9 protein-coding genes are annotated in these 11,960 nt (G+C 64.4%); 7 read left to right on the top strand and 2 right to left on the bottom strand.

The features are described from left to right. Positions 1–49: 49 nt before the first annotated feature. Positions 50–631 (top strand): GNAT family N-acetyltransferase, encoded by a 582-nt coding sequence (locus tag CLV89_RS00530; protein WP_106161481.1) that lies wholly within the window; start codon positions 50–52, stop codon positions 629–631. Between the two features lie 219 nt (positions 632–850). Here CLV89_RS00530 and CLV89_RS00525 read toward each other — a convergent pair whose 3' ends face one another. Together CLV89_RS00525 and CLV89_RS00520 are read right to left on the bottom strand one after the other, a co-directional pair. Next, the gene (locus CLV89_RS00525; protein WP_106161479.1) at positions 851–1,882 is read right to left on the bottom strand and encodes a permease; all 1,032 of its coding nucleotides are present in this window, start codon (positions 1,880–1,882) and stop codon (positions 851–853) included. Continuing rightward, positions 1,875–2,198, bottom strand: a complete 324-nt coding sequence (locus CLV89_RS00520) for an ArsR/SmtB family transcription factor (protein WP_106161477.1) — start codon at positions 2,196–2,198, stop codon at positions 1,875–1,877. Before CLV89_RS00520 ends, CLV89_RS00525 begins: the two co-directional genes overlap by 8 nt. A 196-nt stretch (positions 2,199–2,394) precedes the next feature. Between CLV89_RS00520 and pdxR the strand changes: the two genes are divergently transcribed. From pdxR to CLV89_RS00490, 6 genes are all read left to right on the top strand, one after another. After that, entirely contained in the window at positions 2,395–3,861 is a 1,467-nt protein-coding gene (gene pdxR, locus CLV89_RS00515; RefSeq protein WP_106161475.1) for a MocR-like pyridoxine biosynthesis transcription factor PdxR, read from the top strand. A 312-nt stretch (positions 3,862–4,173) separates the two neighbouring features. Next, the gene (gene xsc, locus CLV89_RS00510; protein WP_106161473.1) at positions 4,174–5,952 is read left to right on the top strand and encodes a sulfoacetaldehyde acetyltransferase; all 1,779 of its coding nucleotides are present in this window, start codon (positions 4,174–4,176) and stop codon (positions 5,950–5,952) included. An 11-nt stretch (positions 5,953–5,963) separates the two neighbouring features. Beyond that, positions 5,964–6,710, top strand: a complete 747-nt coding sequence (locus CLV89_RS00505) for a TSUP family transporter (protein ID WP_423837291.1) — start codon at positions 5,964–5,966, stop codon at positions 6,708–6,710. Then, positions 6,707–7,861, top strand: coding sequence for an acetate/propionate family kinase (locus CLV89_RS00500; RefSeq protein WP_106161469.1), 1,155 nt, complete (start codon positions 6,707–6,709; stop codon positions 7,859–7,861). The genes CLV89_RS00505 and CLV89_RS00500 overlap by 4 nt, the downstream gene beginning before the upstream one ends. 196 nt (positions 7,862–8,057) lie before the next feature. Beyond that, positions 8,058–9,068 (top strand): YeiH family protein, encoded by a 1,011-nt coding sequence (locus tag CLV89_RS00495; protein ID WP_106162288.1) that lies wholly within the window; start codon positions 8,058–8,060, stop codon positions 9,066–9,068. Between the two features lie 24 nt (positions 9,069–9,092). Then, positions 9,093–11,915, top strand: coding sequence for a molybdopterin oxidoreductase family protein (locus CLV89_RS00490; protein ID WP_106161467.1), 2,823 nt, complete (start codon positions 9,093–9,095; stop codon positions 11,913–11,915). Positions 11,916–11,960: the final 45 nt, after the last annotated feature.

The following is an 11,960-nucleotide window of genomic DNA, read 5'->3' as shown; positions in this document are numbered from 1 at the left end:
CCTTTTCTGCATCTGGACGGGAGAGACAATTTTCCGAAAGGCCAGGCCCATGTGGATGACCCCGACCGAATTGCAGAGCGAGATCGCAAGCCTCGTCCCCCTGTCCCACGATCATGCGCCGGATCTGGCCGAGGCCGCAGCCGATGGCGAGCTTCATCGCCTCTGGTACACCGCCGTACCCGCGCCCGACGGGGTCGCGGCCGAAATCCGCCGCCGTCTGGCCTTGCAGCAGGCGGGCAGCATGGTCCCCTTCGCCATCCTCGACGCATCAAACCGCGCGGTGGGCATGACCACCTTCATGAACATCGACCAGGCCAATCACCGGGCAGAGATCGGCTCCACCTGGTATCGAAAATCAGTGCAGCGCACCGGCCTCAACACCGCGATCAAACAGCTGATGCTTTCCCATGCGTTTGACACAAAGGACGCCATCGCGGTGGAGTTTCGCACCCATGTGCTGAACCGCCAGAGCCGCGCCGCCATCGAACGCCTTGGCGCAAAGCTCGACGGCATTCTGCGGGCGCATAGCATCCTGCCCAATGGCACCCTCCGCGACACCGCCGTCTATTCGATCACCGCCGCCGAATGGCCCATGGTGCGCGCCAACCTTGCCCATATGGCAGCCCGCTAACAGCACATGCGGGTCAGGGAGGCCGACAAGCCCCGCCCGTTCGGGCGGCTTGTCCTTGACGCGCTTTCCCCTCCCAAAATGGAAAACGGCTCTGATGGGCAGACCTGCCCCTCAGAGCCATCTCAGCAGCTCCTGCGCCGAAGGCGCGCGGCCCAACGACTCATGCTGCACGCACGCGTGCATCGTGAGTCGGCGGGAGTATTCCGCCGAGCCGTCCCGTCAGATCATCTGGAACACCACGCCCGACAGGATCGCGCCGGAGACCCCAAGCCCCAGATACATCGCAAACACCCGCGGTTTCACCAGTGACCAAACCGCCGCCATCGCCGGGATCGAGCTGACCGCGCCCGCCACCATGAAGGCCAGCGCCGCGCCAGCACTCATGCCTTGGGTCATCAGCCCCGCCAGCAGCGGCGGCGCGACATAGGAGTTCAGATAGGCCGGCATGCCCACCAACGCGGCCGTGGCGATCGGCACGATGCCCTCGCCCCCCACCAGCGAAGCAATCCACTCGGGGCGCACGTAAGTCACCAGCAGCGCCTCGAGCACATAGGCAAAGGCCAACCATTTCAGCAGGAACAGCCCGTTCTCAATGAACTCCTTGCGGAAGGTCGCACGGCGATCCTCTTCCTGCCAGAACCTCCAGTTGGGCTGCTGCTCAATCTTGGGCGTGCCACTGCCGCAGCAGCTTTTGACCGGCGCTTTTTTCAACGGCTGGGCAAACAGCCCACCACTGCGCAGCGCCTTTATGATGAAGCCGCCAAACAGGCCCAGCGCCACCGCGCTCACTGCCTTGGCGATCGCAAAGGGCCAGCCCAGCGCCGCAGCGGTAATCAGCAGCGTCGGCGGGTCGATCAGGGGCGAGGACAGCCAAAATGCCATCACCGCCGCCAGCGGTGCGCCCAGCGCCAGAAGCCCGGCGATGAAGGGGATGACCTCGCAGGAACAGAACGGCGCCAGCCCGCCCAGGAGCGCGGCAAAGAAGATCATCCGTGTTTCGCGCCCGACAAAGGCCCGCGCCACCAGCGCCTCGGCCCCGGTGGCCTTGAGATAGGCCAGCAGTGTCACCGCAAAGAGAATGTACTTCGAGGTCGACAGCAGTGCAGCGGCGGCAAAGCTCAGCACGGGGACGAAATTCGCCATGTCCAGCACCGCCACCGCCAGCAGGATCAGCGCGCCGATGGTCCAGGGGCTTTGCAGCCAGCTCCAGGCGATGCGTGCCGGACGTTGTGAAACAGATGTATCAGCCATCGTTGGCAACCTTTCCGGCAACCCCTGCATCCGCATCCTGACAGCATTCGCTGAGGATGAAGCCCGCAAGGCGTTCGAGATGTGTGAAATTGGCGCGGCAAATAGTGCTGCGCCCGGCTTTTTCCTGCGCCACCACATCGGCGGCGGCGAGGAATTTCAGGTGATGCGCCAATGTCGAGGCGGCGATGCCCGTGCGGTCGCGGATCTCTCCGACCGTCAACCCGGCTTCCCCGGCGCGCACCAGGACACGCAGCACCTCCAGGCGGGCCTCGGACCCCATCGCAGAAAATCCCTGCGCGGCAAGTGATGGATCCATGTCGGATCTCCCCATTCGATTCGATAAAACTAGTTTTATGGTTTTATGAAGCGTGTCGCAAGCGGCAATCCATACCGCGCAGGTCTGCCCGCCTACCCCGCTGTCTTTGCGGCAGGAATTGGCGCCGACGCAAAAACCTGCCCGCATCCGCACGGTCCAGATTGCTTTGCACATAAGTCCAGAATAGGCTCTGGCGATGGCTATTTCCGTCGAAACCTTTTTCCTCAACCCGGACGCACAGGGCACGCTGCAGGCGCAGATCCAGGAGATGATCGCCGCCGGCATCCTCTCGGGTCGGTTCCGCGCCGAAGAAAAGCTGCCCTCCTCGCGCAAGCTGGCCGCCCATCTCGGGGTCAGCCGCATCACCGTGACGCTGGCCTACACGGAACTTGTGGCCAATGACTACCTGACCGCGCGGGGACGGTCGGGCTTTTTTGTCTCCGGAACCGCTCCGGTGCCGCCCTCCTTTTCGCCGACCGAAAAGGGGCAGGAAACGGTCGATTGGGCCGGCACCATCACCCGCCAGTTCACCGGTGGCGACACCCCGCGCAAGCCCAAGGATTGGCGCAGCTACCGCTATCCGTTCATCTACGGGCAGGCGGATGCCACGCTGTTCGACCATGCCAACTGGCGGCTTTGTGCGCTGCGGGCACTGGGGCAAAAGGATTTTGCCGCCATGACCGGCGACTACTTCGATCAGGACGACCCGCTGCTGATCGAATATATCGCCCGCCACACCCTGCCGCGCCGCGGCATCATCGCCCGCCCGGAGGAAATCCTGATCACGCTGGGGGCGCAAAACGCGCTCTGGATCGTGGTCCAGTTGCTATTGCAGCAGGGGCGAAAGGCGGCGATCGAGGATCCCAGCTACTACACCCTGCGCGACCAGCTGGGCCACACCGGCTGCGCGCTGGATGTGATTGGGGTGGACAGCGACGGCCTGCCGCCGGAACAGATCGCGGCGGACACGGATGTGGTCTTCACCACTCCCAGCCATCAGAGCCCGACCACGGCCACCATGCCGATGGCGCGACGCAAGGCGCTGCTGAGCCGCGCCAAGGAGATCGACGCCATCGTGGTCGAGGATGACTACGAGTTCGAGATGTCCTTTCGCGCGCCGCCCTCGCCCGCGCTCAAGTCGATCGACAGCGACGGGCGGGTGATCTACCTCGGCAGCTTCTCGAAATCGCTGTTTCCGGGGCTGCGGCTGGGCTATCTCGTGGGGTCGGAGCCCTTCATCCGTCAGGCCCGCGCGCTGCGAGCCAATGTGCTGCGCCACCCGCCCGGTCATATCCAGCGCACGGTGGCCTATTTCCTATCACTGGGTCACTACGACGCGCAGATCCGCCGCATGGCGCGGGTGCTGCAGGAACGGCGCGCGGTGCTGGAGGAGGCGATCTCCAGCCACGGCTTAATCCCTGCAAACCGCAGCCTCTACGGTGGCTCGTCGCTGTGGATGCAGGCGCCAGCGCATGTCGACATGGGCCGCGCCGCCGAAGACCTGCGCGCCAACAGCGTGATCATCGAACCCGGCGCGCCCTTCTTCTCTACCGAGACCCGGCGACATAATTTCTACCGGCTCGGCTATTCCTCCATCGCCAGCGAGCGCATCCCGCAAGGGGTGGCCCATGTGGCAGAGGCAATCCGCAACGCCCGCCCGTGAGTACCCGGGCAAGGGGGGCGCTCCCGCCCCTTCGAAGGCGCATCACAGATGCACCGCTCAGGGTTGGGCCCGGCGCCGCGCAAAGCGCGGCGCCGGGCCCAACGGGACGATATGGTCCGCCAGGACCATGGAGGACGGGCGGGAGCCCCCCGCGATCACGCCTTTGCTCAGCCCCGATCCCGGGCAGACCAGCCGCTGGAGCTACGGCACCGGAGAACTGGCCCTAACGTCACCCTCAAGCGCCGCCTAAACCGGAATAAAGACGATCAGCGCCGGCCGCATCGGACCGCCGGGCAAACGGGAGACCGCATCATGCGCATGACCACCGAAGAAGCCTTTGTCAAAACTCTGCAGATGCATGGCATCGAACACGCCTTTGGCATCATCGGCTCTGCCATGATGCCGATCTCCGACCTCTTCCCCAAGGCCGGGATAACCTTCTGGGACTGCGCCCATGAAGGCAGCGCCGGCATGATGGCGGATGGCTACACGCGGGCGACGGGCAAGATGTCGATGATGATCGCCCAGAACGGCCCCGGCATCACCAATTTCGTCACCGCCGTCAAAACCGCCTATTGGAACCACACGCCGCTCTTGCTGGTCACCCCGCAGGCCGCCAACAAGACCATCGGTCAGGGTGGGTTCCAGGAGGTCGAGCAGATGAAACTGTTCGAGGACATGGTGGCCTATCAGGAAGAGGTTCGCGACCCGTCCCGCGTGTGCGAAGTTCTGAACCGCGTCATTATGCAGGCCAAGCGCGCCTCCGCCCCGGCACAGCTGAACATCCCACGCGATATGTGGACCCAGGTGATCGACGTGGTGATGCCCGCCATCGTCGAATTTGAACGCCCCTCCGGCGGCGAAGGCGCTCTTGCGCAAGCCGCCGAGCTGCTGTCGAACGCCAATAACCCGGTGATCCTGAACGGCGCCGGTGTGGTGCTGTCCAAGGGCGGCATCGACGCCTCCATGGCGCTGGCGGAACGGCTCGATGCGCCGGTCTGCGTCGGCTACCAGCACAACGACGCCTTCCCCGGCTCGCACCCGCTGTTTGCCGGTCCTCTGGGCTATAACGGCTCCAAGGCGGGCATGGACCTCATCAAGGAGGCCGATGTGGTGCTCTGCCTCGGCACCCGGCTCAACCCGTTCTCCACCCTTCCGGGCTATGGCATGGACTATTGGCCCGCGGAGGCCAAGATCATCCAGGTCGACATCAACCCGGACCGTATCGGCCTGACCAAGACCGTCTCGGTCGGCATCATCGGCGATGCAGCCAAGGTGGCCACCGGCATCCTGGGCCAATTGTCCGAGACTGCGGGCGACGCCGGTCGCGACGCCCGCAAGGCCAAGATCGCCGAGACCAAATCCCGCTGGGCACAGCAGCTGGCCTCGATGGATCACGAGGACGACGATCCCGGCACCAGCTGGAACCAGCGCGCCCGCGCCGACAAGCCCGACTGGATGAGCCCGCGCATGGCCTGGCGCGCGATCCAGTCCGCCCTGCCGAAAGAGGCGATCATCTCGTCCGACATCGGCAACAACTGCGCTATCGGCAACGCCTACCCGTCGTTTGAGGCAGGGCGCAAATACCTCGCACCGGGTCTTTTTGGCCCCTGCGGCTACGGCCTGCCCGCCATCATGGGGGCCAAGATCGGCTGCCCGGACACGCCGGTGGTGGGCTTTGCCGGTGACGGTGCATTCGGCATCGCGGTCAACGAACTGACGGCGATCGGTCGCGAGGAATGGCCCGCGATCACCCAGGTGGTGTTCCGCAACTACCAATGGGGCGCGGAGAAACGAAACTCCACCCTGTGGTTCGACGACAACTTTGTCGGCACCGAGCTGGACACCAAGGTCACCTACGCCGGGATCGCCAATGCCTGCGGCCTCAAGGGCGTTGTCGCCCGCAGCATGGACGAGCTGACCTCCGCCCTGCATCAGGCCATCGAGGACCAGAAGAACGGCATCACCACCCTGATCGAGGCGCTGATCAATCAGGAGCTGGGCGAGCCGTTCCGTCGCGATGCGATGAAGAACCCGGTTGAGGTCGCGGGCATTTCCGCCGATGACATGCGCCCGCAGGAAGGCGCCTGACGCCAATGACTCTGGTCCTGCCCTTTGACTTGACCACTGGACAGGGCCTGTTCCTTGCGGTCGCGCTGTTTGGCGCGGCGGCGATCCGGGGCTATTCCGGCTTTGGCTTTTCCGCCATCTTCATCGTCTTGGCGGCGCTGACCACCAACCCGCTGCCGCTGATTCCGGTGGTGTTTTCCTGCGAAATCGCCATGACTGCCTTTCAGGCGCGCGGCATCCGCGCCCATGTGGACTGGCGCCGGGCAGGCGCGCTGTTGTTGGGCGCGGCGCTGGCGGTCGTCCCCGCCGTGGCGATCATGGCGCGACTTGATCCCGTGCAGGCGCGGCTGGCGGTCTCCGCTCTGATCCTGTTGCTCAGCCTGATCCTGCTCAGCGGCTGGCAGCTCAAACGCCCCATCGGCGCGCTGGGTCACACCGGGGTCGGCGTGATCTCCGGCACCGCCAATGCCGCCGGGGTCGGCGGGTTGCCCACGGCGGCGTTCCTGTCGGCGCAGGCGATGAGCCCCGCCAGCTTTCGTGCCACCATGATCGTGTTTCTGACCGGCATCGACCTGATGGCGCTACCCACCATGTCGGCGCACGGGCTGGTCACTGACGAGACGGCAGTGGCGGCGCTGATGGCCTTTCCCATTCTCGGCGCAGGGGTCTGGCTTGGCAGCCAGGGGTTTACGCGCGCGAATCCGGCCGGGTTCCGGCGCAAGGTGGTGATCCTGTTGGCCACGCTTGCAGCGCTGAACATTCTGAAGGTGGCGCTATGACCGCGCCATCGGATATTCTGGTGCTGAACACCGGCTCGTCGTCGGTGAAATTCGCGGTCTTCGATGCGCAGCTGCAAGAACGGCTCAGCGGTGTCGCTGATGGCATCGGCGGTGCCGGCCAGCTGCGCATTGGCGCTGAAGGCGAAGCCGTGGCCCTGCCCGATCATCGCCATGCGCTGTCGGCGGTGCTAGCGCGGCTGGCACACGACGGCATCGGCCCTGAAGCGCTGCGCGCGGTCGCCCACCGCGTGGTCCATGGCGGCACGCAATTGACTGCCCCGACACGTATCACACCGGAGATCCGCGCGCAGATTGCCGCCTGCGTGCCACTGGCCCCTTTGCACAACCCACATGCGCTGTCCGCGATTGATGCCCTCGACCATCTCGCGCCCGAAGTGCCGCAATATGCCAGTTTCGACACCGCCTTTCACGCCACTGCGCCGGAGGTGGCACAACGATACGCCCTGCCGCCCGAGGCCGAGGCGCTGGGGCTGCGCCGCTACGGATTTCACGGGCTGTCCTATGCCGCGCTGTGTCGTCGCCTGCCGGAGATCTCCGGCACGCCACTGCCCACACGACTGCTGGCCTTTCACCTCGGCAATGGCGCCTCCATCTGCGCCATTGAGAACGGTCAGTCAGTGGCCACCACCATGGGCTATTCCCCACTCGAAGGCCTGACGATGGGCACGCGGGTGGGTACGCTGGACGCCAATGCGACCCTGCGACTGGTGGAGGAGATCGGCCTCACACAGACCAGAACCCTGCTGAACAGCAAATCCGGCCTTGCGGGATTGTCCGGCGGGCTGTCCGACATGCGCGCGCTGGAGGAGGCCGACACCCCGGAGGCACGCTTTGCCATCGCGCATTTCTGCTATTGGGCGATCCGGCATGGACACAGCCTGATCGGAGCCATGGGCGGCTGTGACGCCATCGCCTTTACCGGCGGTATCGGAGAAAACGCCGACGCCATCCGGGCGCGTATCCTTGCCGGGTTCTCATGGCTCGGCTGCATCCCGGACCCGCACCGCAATGCCGAAAACGCCGCCTGCCTGACCTCCGCAGACAGTCAGCCCTCCGCCTGGATCGTGCCCGCAGAAGAGGAACGCCAGATCGCCATGCACGCGCGCGCATTGATCGCTGACACCCAATGAGAGGCGAAACAAATGTCCTCCTCTTTTCAAAAACGCAGAACAGAACTACCACTTATGGCAGGTAAATTAGCCAATTGTTTCACCTTGCGAGGGCGGCGCAAATTGCTACACAAATGATACACCAATTCCCTGCCTGTGCTTGCGCACATCACATCCCGAAGGCCATCCCTTGACCGACACCCTCCTGCCTGCCCGCCTGTCTTCCACGATCCAGACCTTTCGTATCACCGCGAAGGCGCTTTTTCCCGGCGTGGCAGTTTCGATCATCGTCGCGGTCACCGCACAGTTTCTGGCAGAGCATTACGCGACCCCTGCGATGTTGTTGGCGCTGCTTCTGGGGATCGCGGTCAGCTTTCTTGGCGAAGAGGGGCGCACGGTGCCCGGCGTGGCGTTCTCGGCACGAACGCTGCTCAGGCTCGGCGTGGCGCTACTGGGCGTGCGGGTGTCGATGATGGTGCTGGCGGGCCTTGGCCTGCCGCTGATTCTGCTCACCGCGGGCGGCGTGGTGGCCACCATCGGCTTTGGCCTCCTGATCGCGCGGTTCTTCGGCCACGGCTGGCGCTTTGCCCTGCTGACAGCCGGGTCCGTGGCGATCTGCGGCGCGTCGGCAGCGATGGCGATCGCCGCGATCCTGCCGCGCGACGAACGCAGCGAACAGCGGCTGATCTTCACCGTCATGGGCGTCACCGTCCTGTCGACTGTGGCGATGATCGCCTACCCGATCCTTGCCCGGTTCATGGAGTTCGACCACATCCAGGCCGGAGTTTTCCTCGGCGGAACTATCCACGATGTGGCGCAGGTGGTCGGCGCGGGGTTCTCGATCTCCGAGGAGACCGGCGACACTGCCACGTTGGTCAAGCTGATCCGCGTGTCGATGCTGGCGCCGGTGGTGCTGGTGGCCTCCTTGATGATCCGCAGCCGGTTAGAGGCACCGTCGGATGGCAAGCAACCCCCGCTGCTGCCCGGGTTCGTCATCGCCTTCATCGCGCTGGCCGCACTCAATTCCTTCGGTCTCATTCCGCCCGCGCTGAGCGATTTCCTCAGCGCCTGCTCGCGTTGGCTGTTGCTGATCGCCATTGCCGCCGTCGGCATGAAGAGCAACCTCAAGCAGGTGCTTTCTGTCGGCGGTGCTGCCATCGCGCTCTTGATTGTCGAAACATTGTTTATTGCCGGGGTCATACTGACAGGGATCACGCTTTTGACCTGAGGGGCGAAATTTAAGGGAGGCCAGATGACATTCCAGCAACCCGAGGTGGACACCTCGCCGCCGGTCTCGGACGAGATCCGCAAGACGACCTGCTACATGTGCGCCTGCCGCTGTGGCATCAACGTCCACATGAAGGAGGGCAAGGTCGCCTATATCGAGGGCAACCGCGACCACCCGGTCAACAAGGGCGTGCTCTGCGCAAAGGGCTCTGCCGGCATCATGCAGCACAACGCCCCCTCCCGCCTGCGCGCGCCGCTGAAACGTGTCGGTCCGCGCCGCTCCGGCGAATTTGAGGAAATCTCCTGGGACGAGGCACTCGACATCGCGCAGGGCTGGCTGGAGCCGTTGCGCAAGGATCACCCCGAAAAGCTGGCGTTCTTTACGGGGCGTGACCAGTCGCAAAGCTTCACCAGCTTCTGGGCGCAGAACTTCGGCACCTGCAACTACGCGGCGCATGGCGGGTTCTGCTCCGTCAACATGGCCACGGCGGGCATCTACACCATGGGTGGTGCCTTCTGGGAGTTCGGCCAGCCCGACTGGGATCATACCAAACTGTTCCTGCTGTTCGGCGTCGCCGAGGATCACGACAGCAACCCGATCAAGATGGGCATCGGCAAGATCAAGGCACGCGGCGCACGGGTGATCGGTGTCAACCCGATCCGCACCGGCTATAACGCTGTGGCGGATGACTGGGTCGGCATCACCCCCGGCAGCGACGGGCTGTTCATCCTGTCGCTAGTCCATGTGCTGATGAAGGCGGGCAAGATCGATCTGGATTACCTCTCCCGCTACACCAACGCGCCGGTGCTGGTGAACCAGGACAAGGACAGCGCCGACTTTGGCCTGTTTCTGCGCGATGATCACGGCGCACCGCTGGTGATCAACCGCAAGACCGGCCAGCTGGCACCCTTCGACATGCATGGCGTGCGCCCCGACCTCAATGGCAGTTTCCAGATGGGCGATGTCACCCATGTCTCGGTCTTCCGGCTGATGGCGGAGCGATATCTGTCAGACGACTACGCCCCGGAGGCGGTGGCAGAGCGCTGCGGCATCCCCGCCCCGCGTATCCGCGCCATCGCTGCCGAAATCGCCCGCGTCGCCTTTGACGAAGCGTTCGAGCTGGACCGTGAATGGACCGATTTCCGCGGAGAGACCCACAAGACCATGGTAGGCCGTCCGGTCTCCATGCATGCGATGCGTGGCGTCTCCGCCCATGCCAACGGCTTTCAGACCTGCCGGGCGCTGCATGTTCTGCAAATCCTGCTCGGCACGGTGGAGGTTCCCGGCGGTTTTCGTTTCAAACCGCCCTATCCCAAACCCGCCACCGCACATCCACCGCCCCACTGCCGCGTCACACCGGGCAAACCGCTGGACGGCCCGCACCTGGGCTTTGTGCAGGGGCCGGAGCATCTGGCGCTGCTCAATGACGGCAGCCCGGCGCGCATCGACAAGGCGTTCACCTGGGAGAACCCGATGTCCAGCCACGGGCTGATGCATATGGTGGTCTCCAACGCCCATGCAGGTGACCCCTACAAGATCGACACGCTGTTCCTCTACATGGCGAACATGGCGTGGAACTCCTCGATGAACACCCAAGGTGTCATGGAGATGCTGACCGACACCGACGAGAACGGCGAGTACGTCATCCCGCATCTGATCTACTCCGATGCCTATTCTTCGGAAATGGTCGCCTATGCCGATCTGATCCTGCCCGACACCACCTATCTGGAACGACACGACTGCATCTCGCTGCTGGATCGCCCGATCTGCGAGGCGGACGGCGCGGCGGATGCGATCCGCTGGCCAGTGGTGGAGCCAGACCGCGACGTCCGCGGTTTCCAGTCCGTGCTGGTCGACCTTGCCAACCGGATGAAGCTGCCCGGCTTCACCAACGAGGACGGCAGCGCGAAATACCAAGACTACGCCGATTATATCGTCAACCACCAGCGCAAGCCCGGCATCGGCCCGCTTGCGGGCTTTCGCGGCGACGGCACCGAAACGGGACGTGGCGCGCCCAACCCGGACCAGCTCGACCGCTATATCGAGAACGGCGGCTTTTTCCTCAAGCACATCCCCGAGGACGCCAGCTACTACAAACCTTGGAACATGGCCTATCAGGACTGGGCGGTGGAGCTCGGCCTGTTCGACGCGCCGCAACCCTATCTGTTCCAGCTCTATGTGGAGCCGCTGCGCAAATTCCAGCTGGCGGCCGAAGGCCACGGCGAGCGTCAGCCCCCCGACCACCTGCGCGTCCGCATCCAAGACACCATGACGCCGCTGCCAATCTGGTACGACACCGACCAACAAGGCAACGCGGGCTTCACCGTCAACGCCCTCACCCAGCGCCCGATGGCGATGTATCATTCCTGGGGCAGCCAGAACGCCTGGCTCCGCCAGCTGCATGGCCACAACCCGCTCTATGTGCCCACCAAACTGATGCGCGACGCAGGGCTTGAAGACGGCGACTGGGCCCGCGTCACCTCTCCTCATGGCGAAATCACCGTGCCCGTGATGGAAATGGCAGCCCTCAATGAAAACACCGTCTGGACCTGGAACGCCATCGGCAAGCGCAAGGGCGCCTGGGCCCTCACCGAGGACGCCCCAGAAGCCACCAAAGGCTTCCTGATGAACCACCTGATCCACGAGCTGCTGCCGCCCAAGGGCGACGGGCTGCGGTGGGCCAATTCCGATCCCGTTACCGGACAGGCCGCTTGGTTCGACCTCAAGGTCAAACTGGAAAAAGCCGCCCCGCCAAAGGACCTCACCCAAAGCCAGCCCGAGACCCCTCCCCAAGCCTCCCCGGTCGGCTTAGGCCCCGGCACCCTCACATGGAAGGTCGGCAAATGACCTCCACACCCTTTCATCTTTTTGAAAATACCTCGGGGTCCGGGG

It is taken from the genome of Tritonibacter scottomollicae (assembly GCF_003003215.1).
Taxonomy (GTDB): domain Bacteria; phylum Pseudomonadota; class Alphaproteobacteria; order Rhodobacterales; family Rhodobacteraceae; genus Epibacterium; species Epibacterium scottomollicae.
Note: the sequence above shows the minus strand (reverse complement) of the source record. Positions and strands in the feature narration are given on the sequence as shown.